15 protein-coding genes and 2 pseudogenes are annotated in these 25490 nt (G+C 69.5%); 2 read left to right on the top strand and 15 right to left on the bottom strand.

Going from position 1 to position 25490, the window contains the following annotated elements; genetic code table 11:
• Positions 1 to 428: 428 nt before the first annotated feature.
• From AC5677_RS07080 to AC5677_RS07065, 4 genes and pseudogenes are all read right to left on the bottom strand, one after another.
• A complete protein-coding gene (locus tag AC5677_RS07080) occupies positions 429 to 731 on the bottom strand; it encodes an SUKH-4 family immunity protein (RefSeq protein ID WP_497194154.1) in 303 nt (100 codons plus the stop codon).
• Between the two features lie 84 nt (positions 732 to 815).
• A pseudogene (locus AC5677_RS07075) lies at positions 816 to 1127 on the bottom strand (hypothetical protein); the annotation flags it as partial.
• A 334-nt stretch (positions 1128 to 1461) separates the two neighbouring features.
• On the bottom strand, positions 1462 to 1845 hold the full coding sequence (locus tag AC5677_RS07070; RefSeq protein WP_497194153.1) for an SUKH-4 family immunity protein: 384 nt from the start codon (positions 1843 to 1845) through the stop codon (positions 1462 to 1464).
• Between the two features lie 43 nt (positions 1846 to 1888).
• Complete coding sequence (locus tag AC5677_RS07065; protein WP_497194152.1) at positions 1889 to 2116, bottom strand: hypothetical protein; 228 nt, start codon at positions 2114 to 2116, stop codon at positions 1889 to 1891.
• 715 nt (positions 2117 to 2831) lie between these two features.
• Between AC5677_RS07065 and AC5677_RS07060 the strand changes: the two are divergent.
• Positions 2832 to 2978: pseudogene (locus tag AC5677_RS07060) on the top strand (peptidase C39 family protein); the annotation flags it as partial.
• 750 nt (positions 2979 to 3728) lie between these two features.
• On the opposite strand, the gene AC5677_RS07055 reads toward AC5677_RS07060, so the two are convergent.
• The 11 genes from AC5677_RS07055 to AC5677_RS07005 all read right to left on the bottom strand — a co-directional run bounded on the left by AC5677_RS07055 (position 3729) and on the right by AC5677_RS07005 (position 19985).
• A complete protein-coding gene (locus AC5677_RS07055) occupies positions 3729 to 4295 on the bottom strand; it encodes a DUF6529 family protein (protein ID WP_497194151.1) in 567 nt (188 codons plus the stop codon).
• 4 nt (positions 4296 to 4299) lie between these two features.
• Positions 4300 to 4800 carry a hypothetical protein gene (locus AC5677_RS07050; RefSeq protein WP_497194150.1) on the bottom strand — a complete coding sequence of 167 codons (501 nt, stop codon included), beginning with the start codon at positions 4798 to 4800 and terminating at the stop codon, positions 4300 to 4302.
• Positions 4801 to 4802: 2 nt separating this feature from the next.
• Positions 4803 to 5282: a cupredoxin domain-containing protein gene (locus AC5677_RS07045; protein ID WP_497194149.1), complete on the bottom strand. Its 480-nt coding sequence runs from the start codon at positions 5280 to 5282 to the stop codon at positions 4803 to 4805.
• Positions 5283 to 5922: 640 nt separating this feature from the next.
• On the bottom strand, positions 5923 to 11043 hold the full coding sequence (locus tag AC5677_RS07040) for an amino acid adenylation domain-containing protein (RefSeq protein ID WP_497194148.1): 5121 nt from the start codon (positions 11041 to 11043) through the stop codon (positions 5923 to 5925).
• Between the two features lie 117 nt (positions 11044 to 11160).
• Entirely contained in the window at positions 11161 to 11379 is a 219-nt protein-coding gene (locus tag AC5677_RS07035; protein WP_497194147.1) for an MbtH family protein, read from the bottom strand.
• A 33-nt stretch (positions 11380 to 11412) separates the two neighbouring features.
• Positions 11413 to 12642 (bottom strand): aminotransferase class V-fold PLP-dependent enzyme, encoded by a 1230-nt coding sequence (locus tag AC5677_RS07030; protein WP_497194146.1) that lies wholly within the window; start codon positions 12640 to 12642, stop codon positions 11413 to 11415.
• Positions 12642 to 13925 carry a phenylacetate--CoA ligase family protein gene (locus AC5677_RS07025; RefSeq protein ID WP_497194145.1) on the bottom strand — a complete coding sequence of 428 codons (1284 nt, stop codon included), beginning with the start codon at positions 13923 to 13925 and terminating at the stop codon, positions 12642 to 12644. The genes AC5677_RS07030 and AC5677_RS07025 overlap by 1 nt, the downstream gene beginning before the upstream one ends.
• Positions 13922 to 14851: a TauD/TfdA family dioxygenase gene (locus AC5677_RS07020; protein ID WP_497194144.1), complete on the bottom strand. Its 930-nt coding sequence runs from the start codon at positions 14849 to 14851 to the stop codon at positions 13922 to 13924. The genes AC5677_RS07025 and AC5677_RS07020 overlap by 4 nt, the downstream gene beginning before the upstream one ends.
• 86 nt (positions 14852 to 14937) lie before the next feature.
• A complete protein-coding gene (locus tag AC5677_RS07015; protein WP_497194143.1) occupies positions 14938 to 17994 on the bottom strand; it encodes a non-ribosomal peptide synthetase in 3057 nt (1018 codons plus the stop codon).
• A gap of 71 nt (positions 17995 to 18065) precedes the next feature.
• Entirely contained in the window at positions 18066 to 18656 is a 591-nt protein-coding gene (locus AC5677_RS07010) for a DUF6817 domain-containing protein (RefSeq protein WP_497194142.1), read from the bottom strand.
• A complete protein-coding gene (locus AC5677_RS07005; protein WP_497194141.1) occupies positions 18657 to 19985 on the bottom strand; it encodes an MFS transporter in 1329 nt (442 codons plus the stop codon).
• Between the two features lie 783 nt (positions 19986 to 20768).
• Here AC5677_RS07005 and AC5677_RS07000 point away from each other — a divergent pair.
• A complete protein-coding gene (locus AC5677_RS07000) occupies positions 20769 to 25439 on the top strand; it encodes an amino acid adenylation domain-containing protein (RefSeq protein ID WP_497194140.1) in 4671 nt (1556 codons plus the stop codon).
• Positions 25440 to 25490 lie beyond the last annotated feature (51 nt).

Raw genomic sequence — 25490 nt, 5'->3', positions numbered from 1 at the left:
GCAACTGCTCCACCTCGCGCGACCGGCGTGTGCGGCCCATCCGATGTATGTGCGTGTGGAGCACCAGTCGCTTCTCCGAGAGGCGCCGGAGCTCCGAAATCCATTGCGTACCGCTGTACTGCACGGACTCCAGGCCCAACGCTTCCAGCACCTGCCGCAGCACACGTCCATCATCGCCGGACCCGCCGTCGACAAAGCTCAGCCACCTTCCCGGAGACAGGGGATCCGATGCGTCCTGTCACCAGCGCATGAGCCGGGTGGTTGCTTCCTCCGAGGAATCGGCTTCCAGCACCGGGGCGTTGCCGGCCAAATTGCTGCCCCTCCTTGTCGCCCCTACGGCACCACAGGATCACGGGTCTTCACCGAAAGGTGGCCCATCACCGCAGATGGCGGTCCATCTCCCTGTTCATGGTTTGCTCGTTGAGTTCTCAAGGGTTGGGGTGTTGGTCCCTGCGGTAGAGCGCGATCGCCGATTTCGGCGGGAAGTTGGGTACATACGTCAGTGACCCGTCAGTTTTGGAGATGACGAGGTGGCTGCCGCCGAACGAACGAGGTTCGGTAGGGGGGAACGTGGCGTAGATGAGGTATCCGATGTCGAACTGTTCGACGTGTACGGATGCCGGAGTGCCGTCGCGACAGCGGGGCTTGAAGCAGGTGCGGGCTATTTCCAGTGCTTCCTCGGCGGTTGCGGGAACGGCATTCCCGGGCTCGGACGGCTCGTTCTCCGGCATGAGATGACTCCTTGTTGACCGGGCTCAGCGTGAGCTGACGGAGGTTGTTTTCAGGGACTGGAGAGTCTGCTGTTTGCCTGCCTGTTAATGGCTGTGGAAGGCGTATGCCCAGGCAGGCGCCTCTGCCCCCACTCGGTCGATGCGCTTGTGGGCGGCGAGCACGTGATCGGGCAGGAGATTGACTTCGTCGTCACCTTCTACGAGCCCCTTGGTGAGGTGGCCGGTGACCCACAGCGCGACCATGGTGAGGAAGTCGTCCAGGCTGTGCGCGACGGGCAGGCCCGCAAGGTGCCCCTCGTCCGGCTCTGACGGCATGCGCAGCACATGTCCCGTAGGGCCGTCGATGACGAGTTTTCCACCCATCCAGAAGCCGATCTGGATGAAGGGGCCGGCTTCCTCTGGAACTGCTCGCCGAAGGACTTCTCCTCCGGCTGTTTTTCTTTGCTCGGGTCGGCGGGCGGTCCTGCGCCCAGCTTGTTCAGTCCGTTCATGAGCCGTTCGACCGACGAGTAGAAGTCTTCGCCGAGCTTTACGAAGTTGGTGCCCTCAGCCTTGAGGGACTCCACATCGGTCTGGAACCCGCCCGCCCCGCCCACAACGCCCCGCGCTCGCAATGGTTACGTAAAGCTAACTTCGAGTTAGAGCTTGACGGGTCCCACTGACAACTCACCACGCGCGCTCGGGCGATGGCGCCTCCCCATAGACCGAGAAGCTACGACAGCCGCAGGCCTCAGGTTGTCCTCCGGCTACGGAGGCGGTGGTAGAGCGCTACCGCCTCCTTCGGGGGGTAGTTGGGCAGGAAGGTCACCTCGCCGTCGGCTTTGGCGATGACGACGTTGCTCCCTCCGGGCTGCGAGGGTCGGGCGGTGGGGTTCTCGCGGCGCGGCCAGCCGGCCCGGATCAGGTAGCCGATGTCGAATTCATGGACGGACAGGCCGACGGGGCCGCCGGGTGAGCCGAGCCGGGGGAAGTGCCGTCGGCCGATCTCCAGCGCCTCGGCCTCGTTCGTCGGCACGGGCTGCGGCGCACCGTCCGCAGCGCCGGAGTGCGGAGGTACTGGGGGAGGCGTGGGAGGCAGGACGTGGTTGTTCCCTGCCTGGTCGGAATCGGTCACGGTGCTGTCTCCTTTGGCGCCGATCTTGTCGGTGGTGGTCAACCTAACTCACGCCGCAGCGACCCGATTCGTTCACCTCCGGTGGAGGCAAGCCGCTCGGCGGTGCGTCCAGGCGCAGGGCGGGGCGCAGGCCGGTCGGAACCGTACGGTCGAGCAAGTAGCTGTTCTGGACGCCGAAGTTCTGACTGGCGGTCTGGGTGATGAGGTCGGAGACGCTGGCCACCAGGGAGGAGATCATCGGCTTCTTGGCAGCTTCATGGATTATGTGCATGAACTACAAAGGGTGCGTGGGCCCTGCGCGTTGGGCTTATCGAGCCACGCCCCGACGCGCACCATGGCGGGCTCTGTTCACTTCCGGCCCAGCCGTCCCACGTCCACCATCCGCGCGAGCAGTGGGGGAGCGGCGTACAGCGGCTCCTTGTACTGGTCGTTCATGTAGCCGCTCGCTCGCGGCAGTTGTTTTCCAGCCCATGCTTTATCTCGCTGGGCCAGAACCGCAGTTGTTGTCCAACTCGGAAGCTCGGTATGGCCTGCTTCTCGTGATTGTCGTAACGCATGAGACGGGCTTTCCGAGAAAGTCTGCCGGGGCCGGCACAGTCCACATCGGTTGGTCCACAGCTGTTCAGTTCCGTGGGTCAGGAGTTCGACACGATGGGGACAGATCACGGCCGCACCAACGGCCCGCGCAACGCCACGTGGCCTCCGTGACCTGTAGTGGCTGGCCTCGCGGGGGGATGGAGATGGGGCTGAGGTCACGCACAGTGAAGAGGGCGCGTGTCTAGGACGTGGGGTGTGGGCGCATCCTCCGCGCTGCCGGAAACCAGCACCGGTCCAGCACAACACCCCCCAACGGACCGGAAAGGGCGGCAGCGGAACTCAGCACGAAATCAGCACGGCCCGGCTTGGGCTCGTTCGGAGTGAACGAGCCCAAGCCGTTGACCTGCATGTTTGTCATCGAGTCCAGCATCTGCTGCCTACCCGTATCCCAGTTCGAGAACATCTGGCTCCGCACCAAGCGCAAGAACGCCGACGGCAAGGTCGGCGGCGGCTCCGGCGGCGTCTGCTACCTCTACTTCCCGGCCAGGCCGGCGCCCAGGCAGCGCCGGGTGCTGTGGCAGCTGGGAATCCGCTGAGCATGTGCACCCCGGAAGAGGGGCGAGGACGGCTTGGGGAAGTCCTGCGCGCGGCGCAGGGCCGCTTCACACACCCCGGCCGTGGCGGCTACGTAGACTCGTCGGCGCCACGGCGCCACGGCGCGCCAGTGCCGGCCGGTCGCGGGTCCCGGCCGCGAAGCTGCCTCCGGGCAACCGCGGCGGCTCGCTCACTCGGCCCATGGGATCGCCCCGGACTTCTCGTACCAGTCAGGCCGAGATCGCTATCGCCGGCAGCGCGGCCAGGAGCCGGCGGAAACCCGGGGGCGCCCGCCGACCGTGTGGTCACACCCTGTCGCCGGTGTGCGTGCCCCAGTCGTGGGCCCCGTACGCACCGTAGTTGCGGGTGAAGGACAACTTGGCAAGCAGCTTGGCGATCATGAGGCACTCCTCTCGCTTGCCACCAGCGCCATGTGCCGTACGTTCCTTTTTCGCGTATGGCACATATGGCGCATTTTAGGGCATTGACCGCGCGCATGGATACAAGGTGCGTGCTTGCGGGGCTGGGCCCGTAAGCACGTCAGCGTCGCGCCGGTGCCGGCGGTCGGTGCCGCCGCCGGCCGCGAGGTGTGGCGGCGCCGGGCACCTCAAGACCGGCGGCACCGACGCACCGAAGGAACGGAACGGCTTTCGCGCGAACCGGTCACCTCGCACCTCGGGAAGGCGGCGGGGCGGCGAGCTGTAACCACTGCCGATGGTGGCCGACGGCGGCACCGATCGGGCGCCGTCCGCCTACAGGCCGGGCGCCCGGGAGCCGTCCAGGAACCAGAACGCCGCCGAGTACCAGGCCAGGGCGATCACCGTGACGAGCGTGCCACCGGCGAGCGGGAGCGCCCAGCCCGGCCAGCGGCGGTGGCGCACCACGATGACCTTGGCGACGAAGGCCCCGTAGAGAAAACAGCCGGCGAACGAGTGCAGGGCCTCGCGGGGCCCGGTCAGGCTGACGCCGTAGGCGATGATGCACTGCTGGGCGATCGGGATGGAGAGCAGGAAAGCGACCACACCGATCAGGCGGTGCACGGTGCCCACTGGCTGCGGCGCGGCGCGCAGACCGGGCAGCCGGCCGTACATCCACAGCGCGAGGAGCAGCTGGATCAGGGCCAGTCCCATCAGGGCGCTGCCCAGCTGGGACTTGAGCAGGAAGACACCGGGGCCGTGCGCCCCGAAGAAGCTGCGCCGGTACTCCGGGGTGTGTACCAGGCCGTACCAGACCAGGGCGGCGGTCACCGCCAGGGGCAGCAGCAGCCACAGCAGCCCCAGGAACTGCCGGGGTTCGGTGCGGAGGGTGCGGCGTGGCACGTGATCACCCTCCGCCGTCGGCCTCGTCGCCCCGAGGAGCCTCGGCCCGAGTGGACGCAGAGCGCGGTCGGCCGGTGATCAGAAAGCCGACGAGCGCGGTCACGGCGCCGACGGCCTCGGCGATCGCGCTGCCGGTCTTACTCGGCCACCAGGCCGGCTCGTACATGTTCGGCAGCGGACCGAGCGTGCCCACGTTCACGTACCGATAGAGCAGCACGGCGCCCACTGCGGAGACGGACACCAGGAAGGCGAACGCCCACACCGGCCGCCGGCGACCGAGGAGCAGGACCAGCAGCGCGGCCAGGGACGCCACGGCGGCTTCGAGGCGGAACAGCGTTCCCTGGGTGATCTGCTGCCCGGTCCGGTCATAGACAGCGGCGAGGTCGGCGTGCACGTAGGCGTTCACGGCCAGCGCGGCCGCGGTCACCACTTGGAGCAGCACGCGCGCGACCGTGCGTCGGTCGATGGCGGTGCGGTGCGGGCGGGCGCCGGGTTCGGGAGTCATCGCTACTGTCCGGTCGCGGTCGCGGTGGCGCTGCTGGGAGCCGGCGACGCCGGGCCCTTGGCGCCGACCTGGAGGTGGGTTTCCATGCCGGCTTCCCGGTGTTTGTCGATGGGGCACCACAGCTCGTAGCTGCCGGCCTTGAGGGTGACGGTGAGCCGCGCGTGGCCGCCGGGCGGGAGGGTCGAGGTGTGCGCGTCGGACACGCCGGGCCCCGCGACGGCCAGTGCGTGTGCCACGGCGCCGGCGTTGTCCACGACGAACGTGACGGTTCCCGCGGCCGCCCGGGCCGGCGAGAGGGTCAGTGAATACTCCTTCATCGTCACGGTGATCGTCGTGGCCGACTTCGCGCTGGAGCTCGGACTGCCGGTCGGGGCCGGGGGCGAACCGTTGGAGCACGCAGTGGCAGCGGTCAGCGCGATGAGCGCCAGGAATTTTCCTCCGTCGCGGGCGGGGCGCGGAGATCCGAAGCAGTGCACGGCCATGTTTGGCGGGCCTCCCTTCCGCGACGAAGACTGACCCACGTTCCCGGCCGCGCCAACGCCGACACTCTCCGCGGGCGGGCCATCACCCGATCGGTCCACCGCGGCCACCATCAGCAGTGAAAGGGGCGCAGCCCGAACCGCGGCCGGTGACCGACTGCCCCACGCCGGCGAAAGCCGAATCCGAAGCGGCACGGTGATGAGGCCGGGTCGTCCAGCCCCCAGGGGCCACTTACCGGCCGGGACCGGCGATCGCCCCGCTGGTGGTGCCGCTCGTCTCGCAACCGCGGATCACGTGCAGGGATTCAGGCTGCTCGGCGTTGTGCGGTGTGTCCGTGAGCGACTCCGGTCGAGCGAACCGGGCGGCGACGATGGCCGAGCCGTCTTCTCGTGAAGCCCGAACACCTCGGCGAGGTGAAGGGGGTCAGGGCCTCGGACCATGGCCTCTTCGAGCTGTCGATCGACTCGGAGCCGCTCCAAAGTTGCTTCCCGACTGCGCAGAGGCCCGCGGATCCAGCGGTTGCTCGCGCGACCGTGCTCGCGGAGCTGGGAATTCGCTGAGTAGGGGCACCCCGGGGTGCCCGTAGGTGTGCCACCCGGCCCGGGGAACACCCTGTGCGGTGTTCCCCGGGCCGGTGTCCGCTCAGTGGTCGTTCGTCATGGCGCGCCGACGGCTTGCCAGGCTTCCCAGGGAGCTGCCCTGTGGGCGTGCCGGAGGGGCGGCGGACAGCTGCTGGGCGAGATCCGCCACCACCGGGGACTCGAACACCGTGCGGACCGTCAGCTCCACGCCCAGCGCCGAGCGGGCACGGTTGACCAGCTTCGCCGCGGCCATCGAACTCCCCCCGAGTGTGAAGAAGTTGGCGTCCCTGCTGGACACCGGGACGCCGAGGACGTGCTCGATCAGCAGGCACGCCTTCCGCTCCCAGTCGGTACGCGGGGGCGCCCCGCCCGGGGAGGCGGCCGCGGGGGAGGCGGGCAGTGCCCTGTGATCCAGCTTGCCGTTGCCGGTCAGCGGCAGGGCGTCCAGTGCGATGAAGGCCGACGGCACCATGTACTCGGGAAGCTCCGCGGCGGCGTGCCGGCGCAGTACCGAGGCGTCCGGACAGCGTTCTCCGGCCGGCGGCACCACATAGGCGACCAGCTGCTTCTCCCCGGAAGGGGACTTCTGTGCCACCACGGCGACCTGGGCCACCCCGGGACAGCCGGAGAGCACGGTCACGATCTCGCCCGGCTCGATGCGAACGCCGCGGATCTTCACCTGGCCGTCGGCGCGCCCGAGGTAGTCGAGCTCTCCGTCGGGCCGCCAGCGGGCCAGGTCGCCGGAGCGGTACATCCGCGAGCCGGGCGGTCCGAACGGGTCCGCGACGAAGCGTTCGCTGGTCAGCGCGGGCCGGTAGAGGTAGCCGCGCGCCACGCCGTCGCCCGCCAGATAGAGCTCGCCGACCACACCGACCGGGACCGGGTTGAGCGCGCCGTCCAGTACGTACGTCTGGCTGTTCCACACCGGCGCACCGATCGGGGCCGTCACGGGCCAGTCGTCCACCTCGGCCGGCAGCGTGTACCCGGTCACGACGTGGGTCTCCGACGGCCCGTAGTGGTTGTGCAGCCGGATCCACGGGCGGCGCCGGTGGAAGGCCTGGACGTTCTCGGAGAGCTGGAGCGCCTCGCCCGCCTGGAGCACGTGGCGCAGCGAGGCGAGCCGGAGGTTTTGCTCGTTCGCCGCCTCGTACACGCCCCCAACGACCAGATCGGGTGCGAAGAGCTCGGTGACCCGCTCGCGGTCCAGCCAGTTGGCCAGTTCCGCCGGGTCGAGCCTGGTCTCCTCCGTGGGGATCAGCAGGGTCTTGCCGTTGAGCAGCGTCGCCAGGAACTCATGGATGGAGGCATCGAACGTGATCGAGCTGAACTGTGCCACCCGGGCATGGGGTTCGACGGGGATGGCGTGCCGGTTCCAGGCGAGCAGATTGACCAGTACCTGGTACGTGACGACAACGCCCTTGGGGCGGCCCGTCGAACCGGAGGTGTAGATCACGTAGGAGGGGGAGTGCGGTGTGGCGGCCGGGTGTTGGCCGTCCGGCAGGTTCGCCGGTGAGTGGTGCCGGAGCGTGGCGGCGGTCTCGGCCGTGTCGAGCGCGAGCACCGGGGTGCCGGACAGCAGCCGGCTCGTGGCGCTGCTGGCCAGGGTGAGTACCGGCCGGCAGTCCTCGGCGATGTACGCGATCCGGTCCGGCGGGAACAGCGGGTCCACCGGCACGTAGACGGCGCCCACCTTGAAGATCGCCAAGAAGGCGACCAGCAGCTCCGCGGAGCGGGGCAGCAGTACGCACACCCGGTCCTCGGGCCCGATTCCCCGGTCGGCCAGCAGCCGGGCCAGGCGATTGGCCCGCGCGTTGAGCTCGGCGTACGAGAGAGTGGTCCCGGGATCGGTCACCGCGGTCGTGTCGGGTGTCCGCGCGGCCTGCTCCTCCATCTGCCTGCTCAGGGAGGCGGCCGGCAGCGGCGCCGCGGTGTCGTTCCAGTCGAGGAGCACCTGCCGCCGTTCGGCGTCGTCGAGCAGCTCGATCGTGGCGACGGGGCGGTCCGGGTCCTCGGCCACGGCCTCGAGGAGATGGACGAGCCGCTCCAGGAGGCGCTCCACCGTCGCACGGTCGAACAGGTCGTCGGCGAACTCGACGATGCCGGTCATCCCCGCGCACTCCCGGTCCGCGGACCGCTGCGCCGCGATGTTGAACAGCAGGTCGAACTTCGCCGTCCGGGTGCCCAGTTCCTCGGACGTCTCGGCCAGGCCGGGCAGCGAGACCCCGGTCCCGTCGGCGTCCTGGAACACCAGCATGGTCTGGAACAGCGGGTGTCTGGCCTGCGTACGTACCGGATTGACCGCCTCCACGACATGCTCGAACGGCACCTCCTGGTGGTCCAGGGCCGCGAGCGTGGCCGCCCTGACCCGCCCGAGCAGTTCGCGGAAGCTGACCCGGCCGGAGACGTCGGTGCGCAGCACCACGGTGTTGACGAAGAACCCGACGAGGTCGTCGAGGAGTTCGTCGGACCGTCCCGCGACCGCCGATCCCAGGGGGATGTCGTCGCCGGCCCCCAGCCGGTGGAACAGCGACGAGAGCGCCGCCTGCAGCACCATGAACAGCGTGCTGCCGTTCGACCGGGCCACCTCTGCCAGTGCGGCGTGCAGATCGGCGTCGATCCGCAACGCGATCCGCTCTCCGCGGTGGCTCGCGGCCTGGGGGCGCGGGCGGTCGAAGGGCAGCTTCAGTTCCTCGGGCAGGTCCCGCAGCGCCTCGCGCCAGTACTCCAGCTGCTGGGCGAACCGGCTGCCCGGCTCGGCCGCCCCGCCGAGCAGCTCCCCCTGCCACAGGGTGTAGTCGGCGTACTGGACGGGCAGCTCGGTCCAGTACGGCGCCGCGCCGGCGCACCGCGATGCGTACGCATGCTCCAGGTCGCGGCTGAACGGGCCGTCGGACCAGCCGTCCGACGCGATGTGGTGGAACACCAGCAGCAGGACGTACCCACCGGTGCTCACCTCGAACAGCACGGCGCGCAGCGGCACGTCGCGGGTCAGGTCGAACGGCTCGGCCGCCGCCCGCCGCAGCTCGGCGTCCAGCCGCTCGGGCGTCGCGGGGACGACCGGGAGCGGGGGACGGGCGGACGCGGCGTCCAGCACCAGCTGGTAGGGCTCCCCGTCCGTTTCCGGATACACGGTGCGCAGCGCCTCGTGCCGCGCCACCACATCGCCGAGCGCCGCCTCCAGGGCCGCGAGGTCCACGGTCCCGGCCAGCCGGTGCACGGAGGGCAGGTGGTAGAGCGCCGACGGCCCTTCCAGGGTGTTGATGAACCACAGCCGCCGCTGCGCGAACGACAGCGGCATGCGCTGCGGGCGGGTCCTGCGGGACAGCGCCGGCCGGGCCTCGTGCGCGCCGTCCAGACGCACACCGAGGGCGGCCACCGTCGGCGCCTCGAAGAGCGTCTTGAGCGGCAGCTCCGCGCCGAGCACCCGCCGGACCCTGCTCGCCAGACGGGACGCCGACAGCGAATGCCCGCCGAGAGCGAAGAAGTCGTCGTCGATCCCCACCCGCCGCAGGTCGAGGATCTCGGCGAACAACTCGCAGAGGATCTTCTCCCGCTGGGTGGTGGGCGGCCGGTGGACCCCGACGGCACCGGCGAAATCGGGGTCGGGCAGGGCCTTGCGGTCCACCTTCCCGTTGGCGGTGAGCGGCAGCGCGTCCAGGACCACCACCAGCGCCGGCACCATGTACTCCGGCAGCTGCCGCGCCGCGAAGCCACGGACGGCGGCGGGCAACCCGTCGGTGCGCGCGGCCGGGGAGGTGACATAGGCGACCAGCCGCTGGTCGCCCGCGGTGTCCGCGCGGGCGACCACGACGGCCTGGTCCACGTCCGGGTGGCGCGCCAGCCCCGCCTCGACATCGCTCGGTTCGATCCGGTGCCCCCGGACCTTGACCTGGCCGTCCGCGCGGCCGACGAAGGTCAGTTCGCCGTCCGGTGACCACTGGACGCGGTCCCCCGTTCGGTACATACGGCTGCCCGGTGGCCCGAAGGGGTCCGCCGTGAAGCGCTCGGCGGTGAGCGCCGGCTGCCCGTGGTACCCGCGGGCCACCCCCTCGCCGGCGAGGTACAGGTCCGCGGTGACCCCGGGCGGCACCGGCCGCAGCCGGCCGTCGAGGACGTAGGCCCGGGTGTTCGCGATCGGACGGCCGATGGGCGGGGTGCCGCCCTGGTGCGGTGCCTCGATCCGCGCGGCGGTGGACCAGATGGTGGTCTCCGTCGGGCCGTAGAGGTTGGTCGTCTCACCCACCGTCCGCAGGGTGTCGGCGAGACGCGCGGGCAGCGCCTCGCCGCCGACCAGGACGCGGAGCGCCGGCAGCGCCTCGCCGCGGTCCGCCGATTCGGCCGCCAGCGCCCGCCACAGCGAGGGCGTCGCCTGCATGATCGTGGCCCGCTGCCGGCGGAGCAGCGCGATCAGCTCGGCCGGGTCCAGCACCGCGGACCGCTCGGCGAGGATCACCCGGGCACCGCTGATCAGCGGCAGGTACAGCTCCAGTGCGGCGATGTCGAAGGCGACCGTGGTGACGGCGAGCCATCCGTCGTCCTCGCCGAGGGGGAAGCGGACGCCCATGTCGGCCAGGAAGTTGACCAGGTTCGCATGGGTGACCACCACCCCCTTGGGGCGGCCGGTCGAGCCGGAGGTGTAGATCACGTAAGCGGCCGAGGAGGGGCACAGCGGCATACCGCGCTCGGCGTCGGTCGGCGCGGTGCCGGCGAACCCGGCGAGCGCATCGGCGACGTCCGGCCGGTCGAGCACCAGGCAGCCCGAGGCGAGCGGGGGCAGCCGGTCCAGCGTCGTGCCGTCGGCCACCACCAGTGCCGGAACGGCGTCCCGGAGCACATCGGCGATGCGCTCGGCCGGATAGGCCGGGTCCACCGGTATGTAGGCCGCACCGCACATGAGGACCGCCAGCAGACAGGCCGGCAGGTCCACGGAGCGCGGCAGCACGAGCGCGACGCGGTCGCCCGGACGGACGCCCCGCGCCAGCAGGAGGCGCGCGATGCGGCCGGCCCGGTCGTGGAGATCCCCGTACGAGAGCTCCGTCCGGCCGGCGACCACCGCCACCCTGTCCGGGGTCCGGGCGGCCTGCCGCCCGAACAGCTCCGGCAGGGTGGCGGACGGCAGCGGTACGACGGCGCCCTGCCATGCCTCCTGGACGCGGGGGAGGGAGAAGGATGACGTACTCACAGACGTGCTCCCGGGCTGGGACGGGCCGGACAGCGGAGCTGCCCACGGCCTGCCGTGGTGGACTTCCTGAATTTCCGAGAGGGCGTCATGGGCACATCCCTCAGGCGTTCCCTCGGTTCACGAGCCGTTGGCCATCAGCGCACGGAGGCTCTTCGGGCGCAGATCGGTCCAGTGGGCCTCCACGTACTCCAGGGCGGCCTTGCGGTCACCGGGGCCGAAGACGACCCGCCAGCCGGCGGGCACCTCGGCCGGCACCGGCCACATGGAGTGCTGGTCCTCCTCGTTGGCCAGCACGTAGAACTCACCTGCGTCGTCGTCAAAGGGGTTGGTGGTCATGGTTCGCTCCCATCCCGGCCGGGGGCCGTCACGTCATCGGTGCGCGTCGACCGCGACCGGAGCCATCCAGCTCAGCAGTTCGTCCAGCGCCTGGTAGAAGCCCTCGATCTCCGCGACGTCGTTGTAGAGGTACGCCGAGACGCGGAGGGTTTCGCCACCGGCCAGCTCGGTGACCAGCGGCTGCGCGCACATATGACCGCTGCGCACCATGTAGCCGTAGGAGTCGCTGAGCAGCCGGGCGACCTCGCCGGCCGGGACGGCGCTCTCCAGGCGCAGGGTCGCGAGCGCGATCCGGTCGGTCTGTTCCGGCGGGCCGATCAGGCTCACCCTGGGGCGGGCCAGCGCCCCGCCGACCAGGGCCGCGCACAGGTCCTGGCCGTGCTGATGGACCGTCGGGGCATCCAGCGCCTCCAGGTACCGGATCGCCGCGGCGGAGCCGATGATGGAGGCGATGGCCGGCGTCCCCGTTTCGAACTTGAAGGGGATCCGGCGGTCGACGCTGCCGTCGAGGTCGACCCAGTCGACCATGCCCCCGCCGACCGACAGCGGGCGCAGCTCCGCGAGGAGTTCGCTCCGGCCGAAGAGGCAGCCGACGCCGGTGGGGCCCAGCATCTTGTGCATCGAGAACGCCATGAAGTCGACGTCCAGCTCGCGCACATTGACGCGCTGGTGCGGCAGGGACTGCGCGGCGTCGAGGACGATCACCGCGTCGCAGGCCGCCCGGACCTCGGCGATCAGCTCCGCCACCGGGTGGACGACCCCGGTGACGTTGGAGCAGTGGGTGAGCGCGACGACCTTCGGCCGGCCGCGCAGGAGCCGGCGGAAGTGGTCCCGGTCGAGGCGGCCGTGCGCGTCCACCCGCGTCAGGTCGAGGCGGCCGACCCTGCGCCACGGCAGCATCTGGGAGTGGTGCGCGTCCAGACAGCCGACGATGTAGGCGTCCGGGTCGAGGCCCAGCCCGCCGGCGACCAGGTTCAGCGCCTCGCTCGTGTTCCGCAGCAGGACCACTTCGTTCGCCGCGGCGCTGATGTGCCGGGCGATCACCGTACGGGAGGCCTCGTACGCATCGGAGGCCTCTTCGGACAGCCGGTGCTTGCCCCGGTGGATGTTCGCGCCGTTGGTCTCGTAGTACTCGGTGACGGCCTGGATGACCGCGCGGGGCTTGAGGGTCGTGGCCCCGTTGTCCAGGTAGGAGATCGCCTGTCCGTCGATCTCGCGCCGCAGGGCCGGGAAGTCGTCCCGGCAGGGATTCCGGAGGGTCATCACGCACCTTCTGCGGAGATGTGGGAGACGCAGGGCTGGAACTTCCCGCTGCGCTCGCAGGCGATGTAGTCCACGGACTCGATGTCCACGCGGTTCGGCGCCAGGGCCTCGGTCAGGCGCCGGCCGAGCGCCGCGGCGTCATCGGGGTGTGCCGTGTCGTTGGCGATGTACCGGAAGGTGCAGGCACCGGTGCGGTCCTGCTCCAGCTTGTAGACGTCCATCCAGGGGGCGTCCCCGACCACGGCGTCCACCGCCCCCGGCGTGACCGTGCGGCCGTCCGCCAGCCGGATCATGTGGGTGGCCCGGCCCTCGATCCGCACCAGCGGCAGCTCACTGCCGCAGTCGCACGGATGCCCCAGCGGGGTGAAGTGGTCCCCGGTGGCGTAACGGATGCGCGGGACCAGGCCGTCATCCACCGTGGTGACGTACAGCTCGCCCCGCTCGCCGTCCTCGACGGGCTTGCCGTCCCGGACGAACTCGACGTAGAAGTCCCGGTTGTTGATGTGCCGCTGCCCGAGGTGGCATTCGAATCCCAGATAGCCCAGCTCGGACATCCCGATCATGTCGCCGATCGGCAGGTCGGCGCCCATGAACTCCTCGATCTGGCGCCGCGCGACCCGGGTCATGAGGGTGTACCCGCACACCATGTGCAGGGCGCGGGGGGAGGTGATCCGGCGTCCGAGCCGCCGCGCCCACCGGGTCAGGAAGGCGAAGTGCGTCGGGTCCACCACCAGCATGTCGGGCTGGTAGGCCTCGATCTCGTCGAGGGCCTTGACGATCTGCCACTCCGGGGTCGCCAGCACGTCGTGGCCGACGGTCAGCACCAGCGTGCCGTCCGGCAGCGTCCGGTCCGCCATGGTCGAGAATCCCGTCGCGCATTCCACGTCCGAGCAGTTCGGCGGCGCGAACCGGCAGATCTTGGGCCGGCTGCCGGGACGCCAGAGCTCGTCGAAGCGGCGGTTGACCCCGATCGCGGTGGCCTGCCGTCGCGCCAGGTCGAAGGAGAGAATGGCGCTGTTGAGACGGTCCCCGGACGTGCCGGAGCTCTGGAAGCGCATGACGTTCGGCGAGTTGAGGGTGTATCCCTTGGCCAGCACGCCGGCCGGGAAGTTGCGCCGGTAGTGCACCTTCGAGGTCGGCGGGATCCGCTGGAAGTCCGCCGCGTCCTGGATGTCCTGCGGCCGCAGACCGTTGTCCTCCATGTGCTTGCGGAAGAACACGGTGTTGTCGAACGCGTAGGTGATCTCTTCCTGGACGGCTTCGAACATCATCGAGTCGGTCATGCCATGGCCACCAGGACGGAACGGGCCCCGGAATAGGGCCTTCTGCCGTGTGCGAACTGTTCGTTGTCGACGATCACGACATCGCCCGCCTGCCAGGGGAACGCGATCTCCTCCGCCTCGTAGGCGGCCCGGACCGCGGCCAGGTCGGCCGGTTCCAGGGGGCTGCCGTCGCCGTACAGGGCATTGCGCGGCAGCTCGTCCTCGGAGAAGCTCTCGCGCAGTTCGCGTTCGATGCTCCCGGGCAGCGAACTGACGTGGAACAGGTGCGCCTGGTTGAACCAGACCTGCTTGCCGGACGCCCGTGAGGTGACGGTCGCCTGGACCACGTGCCGGGTGCGGAGCCGTTCGCCGCCCAGCCACTCCGCCTGGATGCCGTTCTTCTCGCAGTAGGCGGTGACCTGGTCGCGGTCCTCGGTCTGGAACGCCTCCTGCCAGCTCAGGTCCAGACCGTGGCCGAAGTTGCGCACGTACATCACGCCGTCCCGCTCGAAGCGCTCACGCGTCGCGGCCGGCACCCGGTCGTGGACGCGGGCGCTGTCGGCCAGCGGCGTCTCGCCGCCCTCGGCCGCCGGGACCATACAGGCGAGGAACAGCGTGTCCGGCCACGAGGCCGTGTACGACATCTCGTTGTGCAGCGGAATGGTCTGGTCCGGCGGGTACTCCGTCGAGGTGAAGACCCTGTTGTTGACCCGCGTCCGCGGGGTGGAGCGGTTGTCGTAGTCGCGCAGCTCTCCGGAGAGCGCCGTGGCGAGCTCGCCGAGACCGTCGGCGTCGAGCGGGCTGAAACCGCGCAGCAGGACGGCCCCGTGCTCCTCACGCAGCCGTGCCAGCGTCGAGCCCGAGCCGGCCAGCCACTCCCGCGCGTCGAGCCCGGTGACGGCCGGGGTGCACGCCACGGCCCGCGTGCCGTCGAGCAGCGGAGCCACGTGGACCAGTGTTGCGCTGCTGACCGAGACGGACTTCCGCGAGCCGCCGAAGCGTCCCTTGGCGCTCGTCCGTGTCCCCTGGGACATCATTCCCCTCCCGACTTCTTCTCGAGGAGCTCGTCGATGAATTCGGCGAGCTCCGACACCACGGGCCGCTCGAAGAGGCTGCGCAGCTTGATGTTCACCTTGAACTCGTCGCGCAGCCTGGCGATCAGCTGGGTCGCCAGCAGCGAATGACCGCCGATCTCGAAGAAGTCGTCGTCGGCTCCCGCGGCCTTCAGCAGCAGGAGGTCCGCCATGATGTCGGCGACCTTCTTCTCGGTCGGGGTGGACGGCTCGACGTACGACGTGGCGGCCTCGCTGTAGGAGCCGGGCGCGGGGAGCATCTTGGCGTCGATCTTCCCGGTGCTGGTCAGCGGGAAGGCGTCCAGGGCCACGAAGTGTGCCGGGATCATGAATTCCGGAAGGCGCTCCGCCAGGAACTCGCGGAGCCACTCCGCGGACCCGCGGCTGCCCTCGGCGTCGGTCACATAGCCCACGATGTGGGCGGCCGTGCTCTCGCCGGCCACCACGGCCACGCTGCCCGTCACCCTCGGGTGCGCGCGCATGACCGCCTCGATCTCCCCCAGCTCCACCCGGAATCCGCGCACCTTGATCTGCCGGTCGATGCGGCCGAGGAACTCGAAGCTGCGATCGGGAAGCAGCCGCGCCTTGTCGCCGGAGCGGTACATCCGCGCGGACGGGACGGGGCTGAACGGGTCCGCGACGAACCGCTCCTCCTGGTCCGCCGTGCCCGCGAGGTACCCCTGGGACACCGAGGATCCGCCGATCCACAGCTCTCCCGGGATGCCGACGGGCAGCGGCCTGCCCTGGGGATCCAGGACGTAGGCACGCGCATGCCGCATCGGCGTGCCGAGCGGCACGGTGGAGGCCAGACCGGCCAGGTCGTGGGAGGCGGCCTGCCCGCACAGCACGCCGACGGTCGTCTCGGACGGGCCGTAGTGGTTGAAGAGCTTGCAGCCGCCGAGGAACCCGTGGAACAGGTCGTAGGTACCCCATCCGATCGGCTCGCCGCCCACGACCAGCGCCTGACGGGGCATCAGCTCTTCCGGCGCCTCGGCCACGGCGAAGACGGCCTCCAGATGCGACGGGGTGATCTTGAGGAGGTCGTAGCTCTCCTGGACCAGCAGCTCCGCCAGCGCCTGTGCGTCCGCCGAGACGTCCGCGGCGACGACCCGGAGCTCGCCCCCGGTCATCAGCGGCGGGAACAGCGCGGTGTTGCCCAGGTCGGTGCCCAGGGTGCTCAGGGCGACCGAGTCGATCTCGCCGGTGAGCCCCAGGCGGTCGAGTACGCCGTCCAGATAGGCCGCGAGCTGCCCGTGGCCGACCAGCACGCCCTTCGGTGTGCCGGTGGAGCCCGAGGTGAACAGCACATATGCGGGGTGGTCGTCCGCCGTCACGACGTCGAGGCGCTCGCTGCTGCGCTCCGCGCACACCGTCAGGTCCGCGTCGACGAGGACGGCGTCGCAGCTCTCCGGGAGATCGGAGACCGTCTCCGCGGTCGCCACCACATGCGTGAAGCGGACCGCGTCGATGATGGCGGAACGGCGCTTCGGGGGGAGGTTCGGGTCGACCGGGACGTAGCCGGCGCCGGCCTTGGCGATCGCCAGCATCGAGACGATGGCCAGGTCGGAGCGTTCGAGACAGAGACCCACCAGGTCCCCGGCGCGCACGCCGCGTTCGGCCAGCTCGTGGGCCAGGCGGTTGGCGGCCCGGTCGAGGTCGCGGTAGCTCCAGGTGCGGGTGTCCGACCTGAGGGCCGCGGCGTCGGGCGTGCGCTGCGCGGTCCGTTCGACCTGCCGGTGCCAGTGCGCCACGGGGTGCGCCGGCGGCTGTGCGGCGTTCGTGGCCGCCACGAGCTCCCGCGCGGCGTCCTCGTCGAGCATGGCCGGCGCCTGCACCGCGGCCGAGGGGTCGCCGGCCAGTGCCGACAGGACGGCCTGCAGGCAGACGAGAAGCGCCTCGGCGCCCCCCTCGGCCATTCCCTGGGCCTGGTGGCGCAGCCGGAGGCGGATCTCCTCGTCGGTGCCCTGCACCCAGAGGCCGACCTTGCGGGTGTCATCGGCCGGTTCGATCCACAGGCCGGAGAAGGCCGGCGCCTCCTGCGCGGTGAACTCCGCGGCGTCGCTGAACCTGAAGCCCGGGATGCCGGCGGCGTGTTGCCGGGCCGGGTCCATGGAGCTCTCGTCCGCGCGCTCGAAGGAGTCGACGTCCAGGTCCACCGACCGCAGCAGATCGTTCAGCGTCGTCGTGTCGGATATCGCGGCGAAGACCGGCATCGGGGTGGCGAAATGCCCGATCGACGTGGCCAGTTCGCCGAACGGCCGCCGGGTGAGCATCGTGTCGACGGCCAGGCTCTCCGGGCGTCCGGTGGCGTGCCACAGGGCGGCGAACCAACCGGTCAGCAGGACGCTGCGCAGACCGCCCGCGAGATCGGTGCCGAGGTTGCGCAGCTCCTGCGTCAGGGGCGCCGGGACCGTCCACGCCACCTCGTCGTGACCCGTTTCCTGGGAGCGGAGCTCCAGGGGCAGGTGCAGGGGAGGCAGGCCCGACAGCTGCGCCTCGCGGGCGGCCGCGCTCTCCTTCTGCGGGGTGCTCGGCGCCCCCTCCTCGACCTGCCACTGGGCGTAGTCGGCGTACTGGACGACATCCTCGCGCTGCCATGGGGCGCCGCTGCGCCGCGCGGCGTACGCCTGCTGCAGGTCCCGGAAGAAGACCTCGGCCGAGGCCGCGTCCATGCTCAGCCGCGGAGCCGAGACGAGGAGCGACCGGCGCTGGTCGGTGTGGGTGAAGAGGATCAGGCGCAGCTCCCGCGCATCGGCCTCATCGCCCTCGTCGGCCGCCGCGTGCAGTTCCTCGCGGACGAGCGCGGTCAGCGCCGCGTCGTCACCGGCGCTCTCCGACACGCGGATCGCCGGCTCGTCCTCGATCACCATCAGTACGGTGCTGTTCTCGCCGAGGACCTTGCGGTAGGCGGTGCGGAGGCTCTCGTGCACCAGCGCCACGTCGTGAACCGCCTGCTCCAGCACCTCACGGTCGACGGGGGCCGCGAGGCGCACCCCGGCCACGGTCCTGCTCGCCATGCCACCGGATACGAGGCCGAGGACGTGCTCCTGCTGCCTGGACAGGCGGAAGCCGTCCCACGTCTGGGAAGTCAGTTCTGTTCCGTGTCGATACATAGTTCGCCTCCCGTGAATTTGTTCCATGTGCGGATTGCGTCCGGCCCGAGGTATTCGGCGGCCATTTTCCAGAAGCCCGAATATTCCGTCGTCACGTCGACCAGGGAGTGGCCGACCTGCGGGGGCAGATGCGCCAGGACATCGCCGAGCTTCATGCGCAGCAGATCCAGGAATTCTTCCCGGTCCATCGGGATGTCCGCGCCGGTCCGCCGGTCCTTGATCTCCGGCTTCCCGCTCGGGCGCATCACCTTGCGGAAGCTCTTCCCCAGGGATGCATAGCTCATGACGGAGAAATTGAAGATTACCTGCTCGACCTCGGGCCCGACGGCCGCCCGGACCTTGACGCGCTTCGAGTCGGGAATGGACTCGACATCGTCGTTGTGCAGTCCTTCCGTCCCGTAGGCGCCGTGGAAAAGTCCCGCGAGGCAGATATGTTCTTTCGCCTTCATGTCCTGGAGGATGGTGCATGCCCTGAACATGTGATCCATCAGAGTTACGTCCTGATGCGCGACCTTATGCATGCCCAACCGCATGAGTTCGCTTCGATATTCCTGAGCGTCAAGCATCTAACCCTCCTTGCTGGTCGTTCGTTCGCTTTTTTTGACGTCGACATCGGCGATGCTACGAATTCGCCGGATGGGCGAGATCAGCGTCATGACCGCCGGAATGAGGAACCCTCCACCGATGCCGACGATCGTGGACCGGGTTCCGAATGCTTCGCCCAGGAAGCCGCCGATGAGTGCCCCAATGGGCAGCGCTCCCCATACGAGGAACCGAATGGCGGCCGTCGTTCTCCCCATCAGATGATCGGGGGTGATCATCTGGCGAATGCTGATGACATTGACATTGAAGAGCGGCTGACTGGCGTTGATGAGCAGGAATCCGAACCCGACAATGACGATGGTCAGGAGCGATGACCCGTTGGCCGTGGCCAACAGGAAGCCGCCGGCGCTGGTCGTGCACATGGAGAGCACGATTCCCCACCCCAGGCCGCACCACTTGTTGATGGAGCCCATCGTCAGGACACCGAGAACGGCGCCGAAACTTCCCGCGAGCACCACGATGGCGACGGTGGTGGCGGTCAGATCCAGGTCCCGCGCGAGATAGACGAAGAAGACCGCAAGAAGGGCCTGATACAGAAGGTTCCACGTGGCGCCGATGGCGGCGTTCCAGCGCAGAAAGCTGGTCTCCCGGATGAAGCGGAGACCGGCCTTGAATTCGGTCCAGATCGATGAATCGCCCGCCGCCCGGGGTGCCGAGGGCGCCGCCGGCGCCGTGGGTGCCGAGTCGGTGGGGCGTATCGAATGGATGAACAGGGCGGAGAAGGCGAACGAAAGGGCGTCCACGGCGATGGACACCGGTACCGACACCACCTTCAGGAGGCCTGCGGCGACACCCGGACCGGACATTTCGGCCACCGACCGGCTGGTTTCGAGCCACCGGTTGGCCGTGAGCAGATCGCCGGGCTCCACGACCGAGGTGAGCACGCTCTGGTAGGCGATATCGAAGAAGACCGTACAGGAACCCACCGCAAAGGCGATGGCGAACAGCCATTCAATGGTCAGGGCGTCGGAAAATGCCGCTATCGGAATCAGGGCCAATGCCGCCGCACGGATCCAGTCCGTGACGAGCAGTACGAGCCGCGGCCGCCAGCGATCGACCAGAACGCCGGCCACCAGGCCGAACAGAAGAAATGGCGCCCGCTCCAGCGAAGAGAGCATACCCACTTCCGACACGCTGGCGTCAAGCAGCGAGATCGCTATGAGCGGGAAAGCGATGAGGCTGATCTGGGAGCCGAAAACCGAAATAGACTGCGCGCACCAAAGCCTGTGGAAGCTCGGTCGCTCAACAGCGAACGTCCACCACCTTTGCCGTGCGGCCACCATATCTTCCATGGACCCTCGCCGGTAGAAATACGAGGGCACTCGCCGAACGCGATGATTACCCTCCTGTGCCGTAGCAGCCGTGAAGGTAGCCTGCATTGGTTACACGGCGGTTATGTGCACGGGAGTCGGTAATCCGACGCCTCTGCCGTGCGGGGGAAGGCCGCGGTACCGGTTTCTGCGCGGCCCGGGGCGTGAGCGCCCGTGACCTCGCAACACTGGCCGTGTATTAACTCGCCGGACTTTGGTATGGAAGTTCTATTCCGTCGAGTGGATGACGTCGAGCGGGCGAACAGGCCGTTCCGCGGCCGGGGTTCGGCGCCCGTTCGCGTCTGCCGGCAGACGCGAACGGGCGCGCCGGTCTGCCGGGCATCAATCCGCCATGCATCAATCCGCCGTACGCCAATACCTCGTGCGCCAATCCGTCGTCCCGTCCCGTACCGTCCCGCACCGTTCACCGGAAGAGTTCCGTTCTCCCAGCTCAGTCGCGCTCTTCGCGGGAAAACATCGCCACCGGTTCCGTGCGAATATCCGAGGCCGTCGGCCGGTATGCGTAACCGAACCCAAACTGGGTCCACCTACTCTGACCACCGCTCGGTCCGAGAGATCCTCTCCGCCTGCCCCGTGCAGGGGGAGGCCGTCGAAGTGTTCGGGCTGATTATTGGGCCAATGGGCGACTCGGGCCTGAGGAATCGGATGGCCCTCACAGGCATCTGACGTGCTCTCCGGAAACGGCTACCGGGTGCGATTTCGCGCGTCTTCATCCTGTCAGTCCCACCGGTGGGGAGAATCTGCATGATCCAGTCATCTCTAGCGCAGCAGCGGTTGTGGTTCCTCAATCAGCTCGAAAATGCCAGTGCCACCTACAACCTGCCCTTTGTGCTGCGGTTGCGGGGTGATGTGGACCGGGCCGCATTGGGTGCGGCCCTGCGCGACACCGTGCTGCGGCAGGAGAGCCTGCGGACGGTGTTCGTCGACGAGGGTGGTGTTCCCTGGCAGCGGATTCTGGAGCCGTCCGAGGTCGAGGTCCCGTTGCGGGTGGTGGTGGTGGCGGAGGACGTTCTGGAGCGGGAGCTGGCGGCCGCGGCGGGCCGGGGTTTCGATCTGGCCGAGGAGATCCCGCTGCGCGCCTGGCTGTTCGAGCTGGGGCCGCAGGACCAGGTGTTGCTGCTCGTGATGCATCACATCGCGATGGACGGCTGGTCGCTGGAGCCCTTGTTCCGGGATCTGTCGACGGCTTATGGCGCGCGGGTCGAGGGGCGGGAGCCCGGCTGGGCGCCGCTTATGGTGCAGTACGCGGATTACGCGGTGTGGCAGCGCGAGATGCTGGGCCCGGAGTCCGATCCCGAGAGCTTGGTCAGCCGGCAGCTGCGGTACTGGCGGGAGGCGCTCGCGGGCATTCCGGACGAGCTTTCCCTGCCGTACGACCGGTCCCGCCCGGCGGTGGGTTCGCAGCGCGGTGATCTCGTCCCCGTCGTCCTGAAGGCGGAACTCCATCAGGCGCTGACCGGCCTGGCCCAGCGCACCGGCACGAGTCTTTTCATGGTGTTCCAGGCGGCGCTGGCGGCGCTGCTGACGCGGATGGGCGCCGGACACGACATTCCGATCGGCGCCCCCACCGCGGGACGTACCGATGAGGCGCTGGACGACCTGGTCGGCTTCTTCGTCAACACCCTGGTGCTGCGGGTCGACACCTCCGGCAACCCCACCTTCGAAGAGCTCCTGACCCGGGTCCGGGAAGTCGACCTCGAAGCCTTCAGCCACCAGGACGTGCCCTTCGACCGCCTCGTCGAGGAAATCAACCCGCACCGCTCCCTCTCCCGGCACGCCCTCTTCCAGGTCATGCTCTCGCTGGAGGAGAACGACGGGGCCCTGGAGCTGCCCGGCGTGCGCTGTACGGAGCAGCCGCTCCACCTCCCCAGCGCACGCTGGGACCTGAATCTGACCCTCTCCGCGGCCTCCCACGAGAGCGGCGCCCGAAGCGGACTGACCGGGTATCTGGAGTACGCCACCGATGTGTTCGACCGGGGCACCGTAGAGGCGCTGACGGAGCGGTTGGTGAGAACGCTCGAAGAGGCCGCCGCGGATCCGGGCCGGAGGATCGGTGAGATCGAGCTCTTCTCTGCCGACGAACGCGCACGCATCCTCGACGACTGGAACGACACCGCCCGCACGGTGCCTGCCGGGACGGTCCCGGATCTGTTCGAGGCGCAGGCCGCCCGCACTCCGCAAGCGCTCGCGCTGGTGGACGGGCGGACGAGGTGGACGTACCAGGAACTGAACGCGCACGCGAACCGCCTGGCACGGACCCTCATGGACCATGGCGTCGGACCCGAATCGGTGGTCGCGGTCGCCGGGGAACGTTCGGCCGCACTCGTCTCCGTGCTCCTGGCCACCCTGAAGGCCGGCGGGACGTACCTGGCCGTCGACGGCCGGTACCCGGCGGATCGTATGGCGTTCATGCTCGCCGACGCCCGGCCGGCCGTGATCGTGACGGCGGGCGGCGTGCCGGACACGATCCGGCGGGCGGCGCACGACACCGGCACGGCGGTGCTCGCGCTCGACGATCCCGCGGTCGTCGCCCGCCTGGCGGAGCTTCCGTCCGCCGATCCGACCGGGGCCGAGCGCCCGCTGTCACCGCTGCCCGAACACGTCGCCTACCTCGTCTACACCTCTGGATCGACCGGCCGGCCCAAAGGGGTCGCCGTCCCGCACGCCGGAGTCGTCCGCCTGGTGCACGGTGCGGGCTTCATGGAGCTCGGCGCCGGCGACGTGTTCGGCCAGCTGTCCTCGGTGTCGTTCGACGCGGCCACCCTGGAGATCTGGGGAACGCTCCTCAACGGCGCAACCCTGGCGATTCCCCCTACGGGACTGCTGTCGAGCGTGGAGCTGCGCGACTTCCTGACCGGGCACAAGGTGACCGCCCTGTGGCTGACGGCCGAACTGTTCCACCAGGCGGTCGACGCGGACGCCGCAGCCTTCGCCGGTCTCCGGTATCTGCTGGCCGGCGGCGATGTGCTCGCCGCCCCGCAATGCCGCGCGGTGCTGGCAGCGGCTCCCTCGGTCACCCTCATCAACGGCTACGGCCCGACCGAGAACACCACCTTCACCACGACCCACACCGTGCGGGCCGCGGACCTGGCGGACCACGCTGCGGTGCCCATCGGGCGGCCGATCGGCAACACCCGGGTGTACGTCCTCGACGAGCACCTCACACCGGTTCCGCCGGGCGTGACCGGTGAGCTGTACACCTCCGGCGCAGGGCTGGCGAGGGGCTACCACAACCGCCCCGGGCTCACCGCCGAACGCCTTGTGGCCTGCCCGTTCGGTGCCGCCGGTGACCGCATGTACCGCACCGGCGACCTGGTCCGGTGGGGCCGCGACGGGGTGCTGGAGTTCATGGGCCGGGTGGACGACCAGGTGAAGATCCGCGGGTTCCGGATCGAACCCGGCGAGATCGAAGCGGCCGTGCTGGACACCCCAGGGGTGGGACGCGCGGTGGTCGTGGTGCGCGAGGACGTCCCCGGCGACCGCCGCCTCGTCGCGTACGTGGTCCCGGCGGGCAGCGCTCAGAGCGAGGACGACGCGATCCCGCAGTCCGTCGACGGGCGCAAACTGGCCACTTCGGTGGAGGAGTTCACCGCCACCCGGCTCCCGGAGTACATGGTCCCTTCCGCGGTGGTCGTCCTCGACGCCATTCCGGTGACCGCCAACGGCAAGCTGGACCGCCGGGCACTGCCCGCACCCGCCTACGGCACGTCCGGAGCCGAGGCCGGCAGCTCGCACCGGACCCTCGTCACCGAACAGGAGCGCATCCTCTCCGGGCTGTTCGCCGAAGTCCTCGGCCTCGCACAGGTCGGCCTGCACGACAACTTCTTCTCCCTGGGCGGCCACTCGCTCCTCGCCACCAGATTGATCAACAGCGTGCGCTCCACGTTCTCCGTGGAACTGCCGCTGAAGGCGCTGTTCCAGGCGCCGACGGTGGCCTCACTGATGAAGATCATCAGCAGCAACGAGGAAACCCGTCCCCCCTTGGTGCACCAGGACCGCCCGGGACTGGTGGAGGTCTCCCTGGCGCAGCAGCGGCTGTGGTTCCTCAATCAGCTCGAGGACGCCAGCGGCACCTGGAACGTTCCGGTGGGGCTGCGGTTGCGGGGTGATGTGGACCGGGCCGCGCTGGGTGCGGCCCTGCGGGACACGGTGTTGCGGCAGGAGAGCCTGCGGACGGTGTTCGTCGACGAGGGTGGTGTTCCCTGGCAGCGGATTCTGGAGCCGTCCGAGGTCGAGGTCCCGTTGCGGGTGGTGGCGGTGGCGGAGGACGTTCTGGAGCGGGAGTTGGCGGCCGCGGCGGGCCGGGGTTTCGATCTGGCCGAGGAGATTCCGCTGCGCGCCTGGCTGTTCGAGCTGGGACCGCAGGACCACGTACTGCTCCTGGCCATGCATCACATCGGCATGGACGGCTGGTCGCTGGAGCCCATGTTCCGGGATCTGTCGACGGCCTACCGCGCACGGACCGGGGGACGGGAACCCGTCTGGGCTCCCCTTCCGGTGCAGTACACGGATTACACGGTGTGGCAGCGCAAGGTGCTGGGCTCGCAGTCCGATCCGGGGAGCTTGGTCAGCCGGCAGCTGCGGTACTGGCAGGAGGCGCTCGCGGGAATTCCGGACGAGCTCGCCCTGCCGTACGACCGGCCCCGCCCGGCGGTCAGTTCGCATCGCGGCGATCTCGTCCCCGTGGTCCTGGATGCCGAACTCCATCAGGCGCTGACCGCCCTGGCCCAGCGCACCGGCACCAGCCTCTTCATGGTGTTCCAGGCCGCGTTCGCGGCGCTGCTGACCCGCATCGGCGCCGGACACGACATCCCGCTGGGCGCCCCCACCGCAGGACGTACCGACAAGGCGCTGGACGACCTGGTCGGCTTCTTCGTCAACACCCTGGTGCTGCGCGTCGACACCTCCGGCAACCCCACCTTCGAAGAACTGCTGACCCGCGTCCGGGAAGTCGACCTCGAAGCCTTCAGCCACCAGGACGTGCCCTTCGACCGCCTCGTCGAGGAAATCAACCCGCACCGCTCCCTCTCCCGCAACGCTCTCTTCCAGGTCATGCTCATGCTGGAGGAATCGGGCGACGCTCTTCAGCTGCCCGGTGTCCAATGCACGGACCAGCCCGTCGACTTCCCGATTGTGCGCTTCGACATGTGGCTGGGTCTGACCGAGTCGAAGTCCCCGGAAGGGGACTGCAAGGGAGTTACCGGAGAGCTCCGCTACAGCGTCGACCTCTTCGACCATTCCACGATTCAAGACCTCGCGGAAAAGTTCCTTTCCCTGCTGCGGACGGTCGCCGCTCACCCGGAGCGTCCCGTGACATCGACGCGTTCCCCCAATGCGCTCGGGACAGTTCGGCGGAAGCCGGTCAAACTCCCGGCCGATTCCTCCTTCCAGGCCACAAATGACCACACGGCTTGACCAGTTTTGAGAGGCACATCATGTTCTTCGTTTTTCAGCCCGAGTTCCGGG

This window comes from Streptomyces sp. JLSY215 (genome assembly GCF_059682825.1).
Note: the sequence above shows the minus strand (reverse complement) of the source record. Positions and strands in the feature narration are given on the sequence as shown.